The organism is Actinokineospora sp. NPDC051303, from assembly GCF_055586285.1.
The window spans coordinates 1-14,025 of the sequence record NZ_JBVJIN010000025.1 but is presented as its reverse complement, the minus strand read 5'-3'; the positions used below and the strand labels follow the sequence as shown (position 1 = coordinate 14,025).

Genomic DNA, 14,025 nt, shown 5'->3' with positions numbered 1-14,025 from the left:
CCGTCACCAGCGGTCGGCCGCCACGGCCTCCCACAGGCCCAGCACGGCGCGGGCGACGGTCGCCGGGCGCTCCATCTGAGCCACGTGCCCGGTCTTGGGCAAGATCAGCAATCGGGCCTTCGGCAGCAGCGTGGCGGTGCGAGGAGCCTTGCGGACAGTCATCAGTTTGTCCTCGGCGCCCCATACCACCAAGGTCGGCGCCTGCACCCTCGGGACGAACCGCCACAGCGACCGCGACCGCGGCGCGAGCCAGGACCGGATCAACCCGATCGTGCTACGCGCGAGGGCAGGCGTCGACCACGCCAGCTTGGCCCGCTCGGCGTATTCGCGGGCGGCTTCCTCGATGCGCTCCGGGGTCACCTGACTGGGGTCGGCGTAGCAGAGGTTGAGCATCTGCATGGCCCGCTCGTGCGGGGTGAGCTGGGAGAGCTGTCTTCGCACCGAGGTGCCGATCACCGGCAGGAACGCCAACGGCAGCCGGGGGTCGGACATGCGGTTGACGTTGGGCCGCAGGTCGGGCACCGCGGGCGAGACCAGGGTGAGCGTGCGCACCAGGTCGGGGTGCTGGGCGGCCAGGACGATGCAGATCATGCCGCCCATGGAGTTGCCCAGCAGGTGCACCGGCCCCAGCGCCAGGCCGCGCAGCCAGGTGGCGAGCGCGTCGGCGTGCGCTTCGATCGTGTAGGTGTAGCCCTCCGGCGGCGTGGAGCGGCCGAAACCCGGCAGGTCGACCGCGATGCCCGGGGCATACTCGGCCAACTGGCCAGCGAGGTCGGTCCAGTTCGTCGCCGAGCCGCCGAGTCCGTGCACGTAGACGGCGGTGACCTCGCCGACGCCGGGCGTGCGCCGCACGTGCAGCCGGATGCCCGCCGACTCGACCTCCTCCCCCGGCCAGGCGGGGATGGTCGGGTCGACCGGAGGCAGCTCTGCGGTGGAGAAGGGAACCTGGGTCAGCGGAACCCGCGAGGTGGTCGCGACATTCATCAGCTCAGTTTGCCAACGTTGCGCGCGCCTCGCCGTACTGAGACGGCGGTCACACGGGATACTTGGCATAGCGAAGTTCCTGAGTACACGCACCCCGAACGGGGCTACCGCCGAGTAAGGTCGAACCACCCGCGGGGGTTGGCGATCCCGACCCGAACGAGGCAATCGAGCGAGGGTGGAGGCGCATGTCTGAGACGGTTCAGTCCAACGGGGTCGGCCGGGGGGCGAGACTCCCGCGAACGGCCCGGAGGGCCCAGCTGCTCGCCGCGGCACAGGACGTGTTCGCGGCGAACGGCTACCACGCCGCGGGCATGGACGAGATCGCCGAGCGCGCCGGAGTCAGCAAGCCGGTGCTCTACCAGCACTTCCCCGGCAAGCTGGAGCTGTACATGGCCCTGCTGGAGAAGCACGTGGACGAGCTGACCCGCCGGGTGAGCGAGGCCATGGAGTCGACCACGGACAACAAGGTCCGCGTCCACAACGCCGTAGCCGCCTACTTCGACTTCGTCGACGGCGAAAGCCAGGCGTTCCGCCTCGTCTTCGAGTCCGACCTGCGCGGCGAACCCCTGGTCCAAGACGCCGTGGAACGCGCCACCAACGCCAGCGTCGACGCCATCACCGCCACCATCACCGCCGACGCGGGCCTGGACGAGAACCGCGCCCGCCTGCTGGCCGTTGGCCTGGTCGGCATCAGCCAGGTCGCCGCCCGCGCCTGGCTCGCCGACAACCGGACCCTGCCCAAGGAAGAGGCCATCGGCCTCATCTCCAACCTCGCCTGGCGCGGCATCGGCGGCGGCTTCCCCCTTCACCCGCACGACTGATTCAGGGCTGATTAGCCGCCCGGCAGCTCTGCTCGGGACCTCTTAGCCCCACTGTGAAGGGGAGAGGGCTCCCTCTGCCGTCCGGCGGCGAAGACAGGCACCGTGTCGGCATGAGGCTTTCTGCGGCGAGTGCGAGTGCCCTGGGTGGGCGGGCGACGAATCAGGACTCCTGCCACGCGGACAAGCGGCTGCTGGTGATCGCCGATGGGGTCGGCGGGGCGCCAGCGGGGGAGATCGCGTCCGGGCTGGCGGTGCGGGCGGTGGTGGCGGCTAGGCGCGGGAGCCCGGCCGATGCGGTGGCGCGGGCCAACGCGGCCGTGCGGGCGCGGGCGCACGCCGACCCGCGGACGGCGGGGATGGCCACGACGCTGGACGTGGTGGCGCTGGTCAGGCGGAGCGCGCGCGGGTGGATGGTCGGGGCGCATGTGGGCGACAGCGTGGTGCTCGCGCAGGCGGACACGCTGGTCGCGCTCACGGCCGCGCACACGCTGGGGGCCGAGTTGGTGGCCGCGGGGCATCTCACCGAGGAAGAGGGGGCGCGGCACCCGCAGCGGGCCGCGCTGGTGCGGGCCGTGGGCATGGAGGACCAGGTGCGGCCGGACCTGTGGGAGCGGCCCGCGGTCGTCGGCGAGCGGTACCTGCTGTGCACCGATGGCCTGACCGACGCGCTGGGAGCCGAGCGGCTGGCCGCGCTGCTGGCGTCGCTGCGGGCGGTCGAGCCCGCGCGGTGTGTGGACACGCTGGTTCAGGCTGCCTGCGACGCGGGCGCCAAGGACAATGTGACCGCCGTTGTCGCCGATGTGGTCGGGGGTGTGGGTTGGCGGAACTGATCGTCGACTACCACGCGCTGCCCGAGCCGCGCGTGATTCCGTCGAACGAGCAGCTTTCCCTTGACCGCGACTTCCTCAGCGGCGGAGCCGACGACCGCATCTCCCGGGCCCCGAACGCGCCGTTCCTGCGGCACATGGACGGCCGGTGGTGGCTGATCAACGGGCGCGACAAGCAAACCAGGGTCGCGGTCTACGTCGCCGCCGAGAGCAGGCGGTTCACGGTCGGCGAGCGGTGCGCGTTCCCGCTGCCGGACGGCGAGTCGGAGGTGCACGTCTGGGACGCGCGGGTGCGGCTGGTCGTGCGCGGGTCGGCGGAGTGGCCCGCGCCGGAGGTCTACACCGGCCCGGAGACCTCGATCGGGCTGAACGGCGCGGCCGTGCGGGTCCAACTGCTGCTGAGCCGCAAACCCCGCCACCGGGCGGTGCTGGCCGCGTACTACCGCGAGTACTTCACCCCCGGCATCGACTCCCCCAAGCCGCTGGACCGGATGCAGACCCGCCTGTGCATGGGCCTGGCCTCGTTCACCGCCCTGGAGCGCGCCCTGAACGAGGTGGTCACCGAAATCTGGGGCGAGCCGAAGGGCCACCGCCACGAACTCCCCGACTACCTCATCCGCGAGCACCTGCTGGTGGCCGACGACCAGCGGCTCGTGCCGCACCGGCACTGCCGCCACCGCTGAGCGCACAGAGCGCGTACCGACCCCACAGAGCGGGCGTCACACGATCGAGTGAAGATGATCTTCGGCGGCGTTGTCGGACCATCGCCGGGTAGGCCTGTCGCGACCTGATCCGAACCCGAAAGGGGAAGTGATGAAGGTATTGCGGCGAACGGCACTGCTGTCCGCTTCGGTGTTGGCCCTGTCCACCGGCGTCCTCACGGCGCCAGCGCAGGCCGAGCCTGTGCAGTTTGACCAGCCGGGATGGAATGACACGCGAGTCCCTACCGGCAAGACTTCGATGCAGGTCTTCGTCCTCGGCGGCGGCGGCAGCGGGGGCGGCGGCTCGCGCAGCGGCTTCAGCACCGGGGGCAGCGGCGGTGGCGGTGGCGCCTCCGGGGCCCTGGTGACCTGCGCCATCAGCGTGCAACCGGGCGACAAGATCCGCATGTGGGTCGCGGGCGGTCCCAAGGCGGTCGCGGGGGCGGCATTCGCGGCAGCGCCAACGGAACCAACGCATCTGACTCTTCCGTGCAGCGCAACGGCAAGTACGTGGCCCGCGCCGAAGGCGGAGGGGGTGGCGGCGGCGCGTACTGGAACGGCAAGCCAGGTCACGCGGGCGGGCCGCTCGACCCGACCAAGAACTCGTGCCAGGGCGCGGACGCCAAGATCTTCCCCAGCAACCCGGGCGGCGAAGGCGGCGCCCGCGGTGCCGCGGGCGTCGGCGGCTCCGGTGGGCACCGCGGACACCCCGAGGACCAGCACACCTGTCCCGGCGGGATCGGCGGCGCGGGCGGCAAGGGCGCCAACAATGGTGTTCGCAAAGGCGAACGCGGTCAAGACGGCGACAACGGCTGCATCCTGCTCACGTTCCAGTGACCTGCCGCGCCACGGCGAGCGGGTGCGCTCGCCGGTGGCACCACGCGGGTGTTCGCCCGCTAAGCGCCAAACCCAGGAACTCCAGCCGCTCGGACCTACTAGGACGCCAGTTCGACCGGGTGGCCCGACGCGCGCCCGACCATGTCCATGATGCGGGCGGTGACCTCGGGGACCCGCTCGTACGGGAGCATGTGGCCCGCCGCGCGGTAGATGACGAACTCGGCTTCGGGCAGCGACTTCGCGATTTCCTCGGCGTGGTCGAGAGGGGTCAGGCGGTCGCGCTCGCCGACCAGGACCTGGGTGGGGATCTGGCGGTAGACCGAGAGGGCGGCGGACCGCGCGTGCTTGCCGACGATGTCCCGGCGGAGGCTGCCCGCGCTCGACCGGTGCGCGCGGGCGAGCTGGTCGGCGGCCGAGCGGACGTCGATCATGCGGAAGCGGGTGCCGAACAGCAGCCACCGCAGGAACGCGAGCTGGCCGAGCTTCTGCAGCCGCGACGGCGACGCGACCGGGCGCGGCGGGCGGGGGGCCGCGTGGGTGGCCGAGGGCTTCTTCTTGCCCCGCTTCTTGGCCTGGAGGGCCAGCTTGACCAGCGGCTTGGGCAGGCCGAATGTCACCTCGCCCATCCGGCCCGCCGAGGTCGAGGTGAACACCGCCGCGCCGACCCGCTCGGCCACCAGCCGCGGGTGGCGTTCGGCGAGGGCCATCATGGCCATGCCGCCCATCGAGTGGCCGACCAGGACCAGCGCGCCGGTCGGGACCCGGGCGGTGATCAGTTCGGCGAGGTCGTCGCCGAGCCTGCCCAGGGTGGCGCTGCCCTTCGGGGCGGCTCCTGAGCCGCCGTGGCCGCGGTGGTCGAACCGGATCACCCGGACCCGGTCGCCGATGGCCGCGGCCACCTCGTCCCAGATGCGCAGGTCGCTGGTCCAGCCGTGCGTCATGAGGACGGTCACCGGCGCGTCGGCCGCGCCGGTGTCCACCACGTTGAGCGCCACGCCATCGGAGGTGCGGAAGTAGTCGGCCACGAACGTCAACCTACTACGCAGTAGCTAGTTCGCGAACCGCCGCTTGGGCGGCCAACCGGGCGATCTGGGCCAAGACCTCCGGCGCGCGCTCGTAGTTGAGCATGTGACCGGCGCCCGGATAGACCAAGAGCAACGCGTCAGACAGTGCTTCCGCGATGGTCTTGGCGTCGCTTACCGAGCACAGACGATCCCGCTCCCCTGCCATGACCACGGCGGGCACGTTCCGGTAGACCGGCAGCGCGTGCACCCGCTCGTGCTCGTTAAGCGAATTGCGGAAAGCGACCATGTTGGCCGGGTTGCACCGGCCTACCTGCGCGGCGGTAGCGGCGATGTGCGCGCCTACCGGCGAACGACCGAACACCAGCCACCGCACACCCGGCCGCGCCAGGGCGCTGAAGCGGCCCAACAGGGTGGGCCGCCGGAACTTCGCGATCCGCTTGTTGATCAGCGTCTCGCAGTGCAGCACCGGCGCCGCCACCCAGCGCGGCAGCCCGAGCGTCAGCCGGGACAGCCCGCCCGAGGTCGTGGCCACGAACGCCACGCCTGCGACCCGCTCGGCGATCAGGCGGGGATGGCGCTCGGCCAGGGCCATCAGCGTCATCCCGCCCAGCGAGTGCCCGGCGAGCACGATCGGCCCGGTCGGCACTCGCGCGGCGATCACTTCGGCGAGGTCGTCGGCGAGGCGGTCGATGGTCCCGGTGCCCGCCGGGGCGGGCCCGGACGCGCCGTGCCCGCGCCAGTCCAGCCGCAGCACCCGCACGCCGGTCAACTGGGCGGCGATGTCGTCCCACGAGGTGTGGTCCATCGTCCAGCCGTGCAGGAGCACCACGGTGACCGGCCCTGATCCCTGCTCCACGACGTGCAGCGGCACGCCGTCGGAGGTGACGAAGCCGCTCACTTCGGCAGCAGCATCGAGCGGCGCCACAGGACCATGCTGGGGCCGCCGACGAGGTCGGCTTCGTCGAGGAACTTCATGATCCGCTCGCCCCAGTAGCGCATGGTCTCCTGGAAGTGCGGGTTCGCCTTGGCGGCCTTCCACGCCTGCCGCTGGTTCAGGCCGACAGCCTTGTAGACCTTGGGGTTGATCAGGCTCAGCGCCACGAAGTAGGACACGACCGCGGTCAGGACGCGGTGGTACTGCTTCTCCACCCAGCTCGCCTTGGCCATGCCCTGCACGACCTCCTGGCGGGCGAAGGTGACGTGCCGGGCCTCCTCCAGGACGTGGATGCGGTTGACCATGCGGATCAGCGGCTGCAACGCGGGGTCGGTCATGTTCTCCCGCTGCATCCGGTCAAGCACCTCTTCGGCGACCAGGATCGCCGCGTAGGCCGAGGGGCCCTTGCCGATCACCGGCAGGATCAACGCCAGCTTCTTGATCCACGAGCGCGGGCCGTAGGCGGGCACTCCGAAGCGCTTGCACGCCTTGCCGAACATGGTCGAGTGGCGACACTCGTCGGCGATCTCGGCCAGCATGTAGTGCACGTGGTCGGTGGTGGGGTCGTGCTTGTAGACCTGCTTGAGCAGCATCTGCATCAGCAGGACCTCGAAGAAGATGCCGGTGCTGGCGATGCTGGCGATCTCGTGCTTGCCCAGCTCGATCCGCTGCTCGGGGGTCATCTCGTCCCAGAGCTTGGTGCCGTAGAGCGAGATCCGGTGCTCGGGGTGGTAGTGCAGGCCCTCGGTGACCGGGGCGTCCCAGTCGATGTCGATGTCCGGGTCGTAGAACTTGTCCGCGGACGACTTCAGCAAACGCCCCGCGGTCTTCTCCCGATCGGCTACCTTGGCTACCTGCGTCGCGCGGCTCATCGACGAGTCACTCCTTCGGGGGTCAGACTGTCACACGTAACTTCCGGTAACAGTTACTTCTGGTAGCATGAATCGCATGGCGGATCGTGTCAAGAGACACAGCACAGGCGATTCCGGCGACGCCCGTCGAGACCGGTGGAAGTCCCACCGCGCGGCGCGGCGCGAGGAGTTCGTGGAGGCGGCGCTGCGCGCCCTCGCCAAGCACGGTCCCGACCTGGGCATGGAGCACGTCGCCGCGGAGGCGGGCGTCACCAAGCCGGTCCTCTACCGGCACTTCACCGACAAGGCCGACCTGTTCGTCGCCCTCGGCCACCGCGGCACGGAAATCCTGTTCGAGCGCCTGATCCCCGCCATGAGCCGCGAAGAGGCGCCGCTGCCGCGCATCCGCAAGAGCCTCGACGCGTTCTTCTCGATCATCCAGGAGTACCCGAACCTCTACCGCCTCCTGGTGCGCAGCAAGTTCGCCGACCGCCGCATCGACGCCGACATCGTGGCCGAGGACAAACAGGTCATCGCCAACGCCCTGTCCTCCCTCCTGGGCGACTACCTGCGCGCCTACAAGATCGACTCCGGCGGCGCGGAAGTCTGGGGCCACGGCATCGTCGGCATGGTCCAGAACGTCGGCGAATGGTGGCTGGAACGCCCCACCATGAGCAGAGACGCGGTCGTGGAGTACCTGACCATGACCATCTGGGCCGCCATCGACGGCGTCCTCCGCGGCTACGGCGTCACCATCGACCCCCACAAACCCCTAGAGATCGACAAAATCGTCACCCTGACCCAAACCCCCACCCCCGGCGACGCGGCCGCAGGCTAGGAGCACAACGATGTCCGAACCCCACGAGGAAGACGGCTACCAGGGCCCAGCCACCCTCCAGGTAGGCGAACACGAGTTCCCGGTGACAGTGGAACTACGCGGCCACTTCCAGCCCATCGACGGCTACTACCGCTGGTACGGCCGCATCGCCACCAACCCAGCCCTGTCGGACCTACTGGGCGGCCGCAAAACCCAAGCCACCCTCCGCACCCCCGGCGCCGAGGCAACCGGCGAACTGTCGGACCCGGACCCCTGGGACCGCTACCGCATCATGGGCACCAGCACACCGCCTTTCGTCATCCAGACCACCCTGGACTCAGCGGATCTCTGACCACCCCTGCCAAGCGGCACCCGGCCCTGCCAAGCACTCAATGGGGTGGAACAGCAAGGACACCCGCCCCACCTGCCAGCAGAAACCTAACGCTGCCAGGTGCTCAACGGGGTGGAACAGCAACAAAGACACCCGCCCCCCTGCCAGCAGAAACCCAACCCTGCCAGGTGCTCGATGGGGTGGAGTGGTTTCTCTGGGGGAGAAGGAAGATCGCTAAGCTGGCTCCGCGCGTGTGAGGCCGAAGGCATCCCACCCGTCTTTCACACGGCGATCTTCCTTCGTAGGGGCCCCAGAGAAACCACTCCACCCCATCGAGCAGACCCCGCAACCCAGCTCGGGAACCACTCCACCCCATCGAGCAACCCCACAAGCAAGCTCAGGAAAGCCACGCCTTCCACGTAGGCAACAGAACGTCCAACAGCTCAGCAGGATTCTCGATAGCAGGCGAGTGCGCCGCCTCGATCACCGAAAAGTCGGCCTCCAGCCGATCAGCCATGTCCCGCTGCGCCGAGGGCGGCCAAGCGTCGTCGTTGGCGCCGCAAACCACCAAGCAGGGAACAGCCCCAGTCCGCAGAGCCTTGCCCAGCTCAGCCACCAAATCCGGCTCAGTGCGCAGCCCAGCCCCCATCCCCAGCAGCGCCTCAGGCCGATTCCGCAGGAACCGCAGCCGCAAAAAGTCCCGCACCGGCTCAGACATCGCCAGCCACCGAGGGTTTCCAGCGTTCAGCATCTCCAAGGCCCGGTGCACGGCCGCGACCCCCTGAGCCCGCAGAACAGGCTCCCCCAAATCAAGGATCTGCCGCCGAGGACCAGCGGGCAGGTCAGCAGGCCCAGTGCTCATCAGCGTCAGACCCGCCACCGGCGCCCCGGCCAGCACAGCCCGCCGAGAGACAAGACCGCCGTAAGAGTGCCCGACCAAAACAACCGGCCGCCCGCCAAGAGCCAGCTCACCGACCAGCTCCCCGACAACCTCACCAAGGCTTTCCGGCAGATACAGAGCCTCGTCAGCGGGCCCAGCCGAGTCCTGCTGCCCAGGCAGGTCGATGGCGACCGGAGCGAACCCAGCCGACGCGATGGGGTCCAGCAGGGGGGCGAAGTCCTCTTTGGACCCCGTGTACCCGGGCACCAGCAGCACGACCGGCCCATCGACCTCCTGGCGCAGCGCGCCGATCGGACCGAAGCGGCTGGGGAACTCGACCGGGGTGCCGGAATGGGGGCTGAGCTGCGAATACGGGGCCGACATGGTTCGAGTGTGCCTCAGTGCGCAAGCGGGGGGTCAGTGCAAAGCGACCAAGGTCGCACCGCGCTGCTCCAGCACCATCGGGCCGATGGCGGACATGGTGACCGGGCCGGTGTGGCCCTCGCGGTCGACCGGGATGGTGCCGACGCGGGCGCCGTCGGCCTGGCTGAGGACGGCGATGCCGTCGGGCACGGGGACGATGGCCCGACCGGCGAAGATCGTGCCGGGGCCGAGGGTGTCCGGGATCGTCCACAGGGGACGCAGGTCGGCCGAGGACAGCACCACCGTGCGGGAGCCGGTGAACCAGTAGAAGGCCCCGGTCGCCGTGGTGACCAGCGGGACGCCGCTCGCCGGGTTCGCGCGCAGGTCGCGGTCGCCGAGGTCGATCGGGTGGGTGGCGATCAGCCTGCCCTTCTCGTCGTAGACGAGGACGCGGCCGGGGTCGGGCAGGGCCACGGCGGTGAGGTTGCCGCTCATGGCGACGATCTGGGCGGAGTCGCCGGGCAGCACCACGCTGGAGATGACCTCGGGCTTGTCGGCGTCGGTGGCGCTCGCCTTGTAGACGGTGAGCTGGTCGGCGGGGTTGTCGCCGCAGCGCTCGATGACGCCGATCTTGCCGGAGGTGACCTGCGTCGACTCGTACGCGCAGCCGGTGCGGGGCTGCTTGTTCGGGTTGACCATGGCCGGGAGTCGGCCGTACTCCATGGTTTTGACCAGGTCCGACCGCAAGGTCAGCAGCAGCTGGGAGCCGGTCGCGGTCACGTGGTCGCCGTCGTCGAGCAAGCGGGTGTCCAACTCGGCGTCGAAGTTGCGCTGGGCGTCGCGTTGGCCGCTGTCGACCTTGAGGGCGGTGACCTCGCTGCACCCGCCGCCCGCGCGCGGGTCGCCGTCGGGGAGCCAGTTGCCGTCGGTCCGGTAGATCGCGACGACCTTCTTCCAGGCCATCGACACCGTGCACAGGTCGAGGTCGCGCTTGTAGGTCCAGCGGACGTCGCCGGTCAGCGGGTCGCGGCCAGCGACCTCGCCGCCCGCGCCGGTGACGACCATCGACGCCGTGCCGGTGTTCTGGTCTTCCAGTTGCCCGGTGGTGACCGGGGTCCAGGTGGCGGGACTGTCCGCCCGCCACGCCTCGGCCAACGAGGGCGGGAAGAACTCGGGCGGGGATAACACGTCGAAGCGGACATTACTCGGCTTCGACTCGGTGGCCCGGAGGTCGCTGCGCTGCCAGACGACGACGCCGCTCACCGCGAGCGCGACCACGATGCCCGCGAGCAGGAGGTAGTCGCGCTTGCGGTTGAACCGCGTGCGGGGACCCTCGGCCGGTGTCGGCGGGACGTGCCCGTCCAGCACGTCCTCGCCGCCAACCGTCTCGTCCGTGGTGTCCCCGTGCGTCACGGGACTAGTCTGCCCCGCCCGATGTGTCGCCCGCGTTGGCCCCCGGGTCCGCGGTCACGTCCGAGCCCGAGCGCCGACGCCTGCGCCGGGTCCGCTTGGGCTGCTCGTCGGCGGCCTCGGACGACGGCCCCGAAGACACAGAGGACACCGACATGCTCTCGGTGGTCCCCGCGGTGTCCTCGCCCGCCTCCGCGCCGCCCCGGCGCCGCCTGCGCCTGCGCGGACGGCTGTCGCCCTCGCCCGCCTCTTCGCCAGCCGGACGGCTCGTCACCGCGTCCCGCTCGCCGCTCGCGCGGCCCCGCCCGCTCGCGCCGGTCGCCCGGGTCCGCTTGGACCGGGTGGTGGCGTTGCGGGGCTTCTTGCCGCCGAAGTCCTCTTCCGGCTCGGCGTCGAGGCCAGCGCGGGTCCGCTTCCCGATGGGGAGCCTGCCGGTGGAGCCCTCGGGGATGCCCAGGTCGCTGAACAGGTGATCGGAGGTGGAGTACGTCTCCACCGGGAGCGGCTTGTCCAGGCCAAGGGCGTCGCTGATGGACTTCCAGCGCGGCTCCTCGTCCCAGTCGACCAGGGTGATCGCCACGCCGGTCTTGCCCGCGCGGCCGGTGCGGCCGATGCGGTGGACGTAGGTCTTCTCGTCCTCGGGGCACTGATAGTTGATGACGTGGGTGACATCGGTCACGTCGATGCCGCGCGCGGCGACGTCGGTGCAGACCAGCACGTCGACCTTGCCGGAGCGGAACGCGCGCAGCGCCTGCTCACGGGCGCCCTGGCCCAGGTCGCCGTGGACCGCGCCCGCGGCGAACCCGCGCTCGGTCAGGTCGTCGGCGACCTTCTGCGCGGTGCGCTTGGTCCGGGTGAAGATCATCGTCAGGCCCCGGCCCTCGGCCTGCAGCGAGCGGGCCACGACCTCGATCTTGTCCAGCGAGTGCGCCCGGTAGACGAACTGCTCGGTGCGCTCGTGCACCGCGCTCGCGTCGTTCTCCTCGGCCCGGATGTGCGTGGGCTGGGTGAGGAACGTGCGGGCCAGGGTGATGATCGGGCCGGGCATCGTGGCCGAGAACAGCATCGTCTGCCGCTTCTCCGGCACCATGCGCAGGATGCGCTCGATGTCGGGTAGGAAGCCCAGGTCGAGCATCTCGTCGGCCTCGTCGAGGACCAGGCCGCTGACCTTGCCCAGCACCAAGTGCTTCTGCTCGGCCAGGTCGAGCAGCCGCCCCGGGGTGCCCACGACGATGTCGACGCCCTTGCGCAGCGCGGCGACCTGCGGCTCGTACGGGCGACCGCCGTAGATCGCCAGCACGCGCACGCCCAGGTGCTTGCCCGCGTCCCGGATGTCGGCGGTGACCTGGAGGCACAGCTCCCGCGTCGGCACCACGACAAGCGCTTGCGGGGTGCCGTCGCCGGGGGTGACGACCCGCTGCAGCAGCGGCACGCCGAAGCCCAGCGTCTTGCCGGTGCCGGTGCGGGCCTGCCCGATCAGGTCGTCGCCCGCGAGCGCCAACGGCAGGGTCAGCTCCTGGATGGCGAAAGTGCGCTCGATGCCCGCCTCGGCCAGCGCCCGCACGATCTGCTCGTGCACGCCGAGCTCAGCGAAGGTAGGCGCCTCCGGCTTGACCGGGGCGCCCGCGGTGAGCGGGTGGGACGTGTCGGTCTCGGGGAGTCCCGCCTCGCTGTGCTCCAGCGTCACGGGGTCCAGTTCGTCTGCCTGCGGGGCGTTCGTGCCCTCGCCTGCGGTGATGTCCTGCGTCAGGGTGATCAGCCTCTCTCGTACCAGCGCGCACTGCCCTGGACGGGCCGCTCGACCGCGCCGGTCGCGCCCGGAGTGCCAAGGTCCGGACGTGGCGCGGGAGGGCCTGCGAGGTATGCGCGCACCCTCATCGACTCGGTCCGCGGCGTGCTTCGCCACGAGTTTCCCGAGGTCTTTCCGCGAGCCCGGCGCGCCGCCGTTCGCGGGCGGTGCCGCGCGCTGAGCTGCGCCGATCCGGATCAATCCGGACCGACGGCCGCGCGCTACCCAACGGCAAAGATGCCGGGCGTCCTGTCGAGTCTACCCGCGACAGCCGCCGATACGCTGCCAACCATGGAAAACGCGGAGGCAGGAGTGTCGGAGGGCATGCTGACGGCCGGAGTGGTGGACCTGCTGGGCGTGCTGGCCTACGGGGAGCTGTCGGCGTTCGACCGGATGTCGGAGGACGCCCGCTCGGCGCCAACGCTGTCCGGGCGCGCCGCGCTCTCGGAGATGGCCGCCGCGGAGATGGGCCACTACGCCAAGATCGAGAAGTACCTGGCCGAGCACGGCGTCGACATCGAGGACGCCATCCGGCCGTTCATCGGCCACATCGACACCTGGCACGCTTCGACCGCGCCGCGGTCCTGGCTGGAATCCCTGGTCAAAGCCTATGTCGGCGACGGACTCGCGGCCGACTTCTACCGCGAGATCGGCTCATGGCTAGACGAGAACACCAAACGGCTCGTCCTGGAGGTCCTGGCCGACACCGGCCACTCCGCCTTCGCCGAACGCGAGGTCACCGCCGCCATCGAACGCGACCGCACCGTCCGCGACCGACTCGCCCTCTGGGGCAGGCGGCTCCTCGGCGAAGCCCTGACCCAGGCCCAGTACGTCGTCGCCGAACGCGACGGCCTCGCCGAGCTCATCGTGGCCGGGACCGGCGACCTCGCGGGCATCGCGGCGCTGTTCCGGCGGCTGCAACAGCAGCACGGCAAGCGCATGGCCGCGCTCGGACTCGGGTGAATTACGCGTCTGGTGAACGCGTGTGCCCCTGAGGGGTTGGTGCGGGCTCTCTGGACTAGCCTTCGTCGGTAAGAGACAACTGTCGTTCGATGTCCGGAGGTTCGGCGTGGAGGTCAAGATCGGTGTCGCGGACACCGCGCGGGAGCTTGTGCTGAACAGCGCCCTGACTCCTGACGAGGTCGAGGCTCTGGTCGCCGACGCACTGAAGAGCCAGCAGGGGCAGCTCACCTTGGTCGATGACAAGGGTCGGCGCTTTGTGGTTCCGTCGGCGCGGGTCGCCTATGTGGAGATTGGTGGGGCGGACGCTCGCAAGGTGGGGTTCGCTCCCTGATCGTTGGGGTGCGGTGGGGCCATCGTCGGGTTCGGCGGTGGCCCTTTTGCTTGCGTGTTGTTGCATGGGTTGCTCGATGGGGTGGAGTGGTTTCTCTGGGGCCCCTACGAAGGAAGATCGCCGTGTGAAAGACGGGTGGGAAGCCTTCGGCCTCACACGCG

15 protein-coding genes are annotated in these 14,025 nt (G+C 70.3%); 8 read left to right on the top strand and 7 right to left on the bottom strand.

Annotation, left to right across the window (positions count from 1 at the left end; translation table 11 throughout):
* Nucleotides 1-3: 3 nt before the first annotated feature.
* The gene (locus ACZ6SD_RS19880) at nt 4-984 is read right to left on the bottom strand and encodes an alpha/beta fold hydrolase (RefSeq protein ID WP_465318427.1); all 981 of its coding nucleotides are present in this window, start codon (nt 982-984) and stop codon (nt 4-6) included.
* Nucleotides 985-1,169: 185 nt separating this feature from the next.
* On the opposite strand from ACZ6SD_RS19880, the gene ACZ6SD_RS19875 reads away from it, so the two are divergent.
* The 4 genes from ACZ6SD_RS19875 to ACZ6SD_RS19860 all read left to right on the top strand — a co-directional run bounded on the left by ACZ6SD_RS19875 (nt 1,170) and on the right by ACZ6SD_RS19860 (nt 4,170).
* The gene (locus ACZ6SD_RS19875) at nt 1,170-1,805 is read left to right on the top strand and encodes a TetR/AcrR family transcriptional regulator (protein WP_465318426.1); all 636 of its coding nucleotides are present in this window, start codon (nt 1,170-1,172) and stop codon (nt 1,803-1,805) included.
* A gap of 110 nt (nt 1,806-1,915) precedes the next feature.
* Complete coding sequence (locus tag ACZ6SD_RS19870; protein WP_465318425.1) at nt 1,916-2,635, top strand: PP2C family protein-serine/threonine phosphatase; 720 nt, start codon at nt 1,916-1,918, stop codon at nt 2,633-2,635.
* Nucleotides 2,623-3,315, top strand: coding sequence for a hypothetical protein (locus ACZ6SD_RS19865; RefSeq protein ID WP_465318424.1), 693 nt, complete (start codon nt 2,623-2,625; stop codon nt 3,313-3,315). The genes ACZ6SD_RS19870 and ACZ6SD_RS19865 overlap by 13 nt, the downstream gene beginning before the upstream one ends.
* A 507-nt stretch (nt 3,316-3,822) precedes the next feature.
* The gene (locus ACZ6SD_RS19860) at nt 3,823-4,170 is read left to right on the top strand and encodes a hypothetical protein (protein WP_465318423.1); all 348 of its coding nucleotides are present in this window, start codon (nt 3,823-3,825) and stop codon (nt 4,168-4,170) included.
* A gap of 98 nt (nt 4,171-4,268) precedes the next feature.
* On the opposite strand, the gene ACZ6SD_RS19855 is transcribed toward ACZ6SD_RS19860, so the two are convergent.
* Genes ACZ6SD_RS19855 through ACZ6SD_RS19845 form a run of 3 tightly spaced genes read right to left on the bottom strand, consistent with a single transcriptional unit; the run spans nt 4,269 to nt 7,001 of the window.
* Nucleotides 4,269-5,195 carry an alpha/beta fold hydrolase gene (locus tag ACZ6SD_RS19855; protein ID WP_465318422.1) on the bottom strand — a complete coding sequence of 309 codons (927 nt, stop codon included), beginning with the start codon at nt 5,193-5,195 and terminating at the stop codon, nt 4,269-4,271.
* Between the two features lie 13 nt (nt 5,196-5,208).
* Nucleotides 5,209-6,120 (bottom strand): alpha/beta fold hydrolase, encoded by a 912-nt coding sequence (locus tag ACZ6SD_RS19850; protein WP_465318421.1) that lies wholly within the window; start codon nt 6,118-6,120, stop codon nt 5,209-5,211.
* The gene (locus tag ACZ6SD_RS19845) at nt 6,090-7,001 is read right to left on the bottom strand and encodes an AurF N-oxygenase family protein (RefSeq protein ID WP_465318420.1); all 912 of its coding nucleotides are present in this window, start codon (nt 6,999-7,001) and stop codon (nt 6,090-6,092) included. Before ACZ6SD_RS19845 ends, ACZ6SD_RS19850 begins: the two co-directional genes overlap by 31 nt.
* 67 nt (nt 7,002-7,068) lie before the next feature.
* Here ACZ6SD_RS19845 and ACZ6SD_RS19840 point away from each other — a divergent pair, with 67 nt between their 5' ends.
* Nucleotides 7,069-7,818 (top strand): TetR/AcrR family transcriptional regulator, encoded by a 750-nt coding sequence (locus ACZ6SD_RS19840; RefSeq protein WP_465318419.1) that lies wholly within the window; start codon nt 7,069-7,071, stop codon nt 7,816-7,818.
* 10 nt (nt 7,819-7,828) lie between these two features.
* Nucleotides 7,829-8,149, top strand: a complete 321-nt coding sequence (locus tag ACZ6SD_RS19835; RefSeq protein ID WP_465318418.1) for a DUF4873 domain-containing protein — start codon at nt 7,829-7,831, stop codon at nt 8,147-8,149.
* A 376-nt stretch (nt 8,150-8,525) separates the two neighbouring features.
* On the opposite strand, the gene ACZ6SD_RS19830 is transcribed toward ACZ6SD_RS19835, so the two are convergent.
* Genes ACZ6SD_RS19830 through ACZ6SD_RS19820 form a run of 3 tightly spaced genes read right to left on the bottom strand, consistent with a single transcriptional unit; the run spans nt 8,526 to nt 12,468 of the window.
* The gene (locus ACZ6SD_RS19830) at nt 8,526-9,392 is read right to left on the bottom strand and encodes an alpha/beta fold hydrolase (protein WP_465318417.1); all 867 of its coding nucleotides are present in this window, start codon (nt 9,390-9,392) and stop codon (nt 8,526-8,528) included.
* A 33-nt stretch (nt 9,393-9,425) separates the two neighbouring features.
* Nucleotides 9,426-10,784 carry an Rv3212 family protein gene (locus ACZ6SD_RS19825; protein WP_465318416.1) on the bottom strand — a complete coding sequence of 453 codons (1,359 nt, stop codon included), beginning with the start codon at nt 10,782-10,784 and terminating at the stop codon, nt 9,426-9,428.
* A 4-nt stretch (nt 10,785-10,788) separates the two neighbouring features.
* Nucleotides 10,789-12,468: a DEAD/DEAH box helicase gene (locus tag ACZ6SD_RS19820; RefSeq protein WP_465318415.1), complete on the bottom strand. Its 1,680-nt coding sequence runs from the start codon at nt 12,466-12,468 to the stop codon at nt 10,789-10,791.
* A 393-nt stretch (nt 12,469-12,861) separates the two neighbouring features.
* Between ACZ6SD_RS19820 and ACZ6SD_RS19815 the strand changes: the two genes are divergently transcribed.
* Nucleotides 12,862-13,533 carry a ferritin-like fold-containing protein gene (locus ACZ6SD_RS19815; RefSeq protein ID WP_465318414.1) on the top strand — a complete coding sequence of 224 codons (672 nt, stop codon included), beginning with the start codon at nt 12,862-12,864 and terminating at the stop codon, nt 13,531-13,533.
* Nucleotides 13,534-13,639: 106 nt separating this feature from the next.
* Nucleotides 13,640-13,864: a DUF3107 domain-containing protein gene (locus ACZ6SD_RS19810; protein ID WP_091450538.1), complete on the top strand. Its 225-nt coding sequence runs from the start codon at nt 13,640-13,642 to the stop codon at nt 13,862-13,864.
* Nucleotides 13,865-14,025 lie beyond the last annotated feature (161 nt).

Excerpts from the sequence above, each read along its gene's own strand:
- ACZ6SD_RS19880 (WP_465318427.1), bottom strand. The coding sequence starts at position 984 with ATGAATGTCGCGACCACCTCGCGGGTTCCGCTGACCCAGGTTCCCTTC.
- ACZ6SD_RS19875 (WP_465318426.1), top strand. The coding sequence starts at position 1,170 with ATGTCTGAGACGGTTCAGTCCAACGGGGTCGGCCGGGGGGCGAGACTC.
- ACZ6SD_RS19870 (WP_465318425.1), top strand. The coding sequence starts at position 1,916 with ATGAGGCTTTCTGCGGCGAGTGCGAGTGCCCTGGGTGGGCGGGCGACG.
- ACZ6SD_RS19845 (WP_465318420.1), bottom strand. The coding sequence starts at position 7,001 with ATGAGCCGCGCGACGCAGGTAGCCAAGGTAGCCGATCGGGAGAAGACC.
- ACZ6SD_RS19840 (WP_465318419.1), top strand. The coding sequence starts at position 7,069 with ATGAATCGCATGGCGGATCGTGTCAAGAGACACAGCACAGGCGATTCC.
- ACZ6SD_RS19835 (WP_465318418.1), top strand. The coding sequence starts at position 7,829 with ATGTCCGAACCCCACGAGGAAGACGGCTACCAGGGCCCAGCCACCCTC.
- ACZ6SD_RS19830 (WP_465318417.1), bottom strand. The coding sequence starts at position 9,392 with ATGTCGGCCCCGTATTCGCAGCTCAGCCCCCATTCCGGCACCCCGGTC.
- ACZ6SD_RS19815 (WP_465318414.1), top strand. The coding sequence starts at position 12,862 with ATGGAAAACGCGGAGGCAGGAGTGTCGGAGGGCATGCTGACGGCCGGA.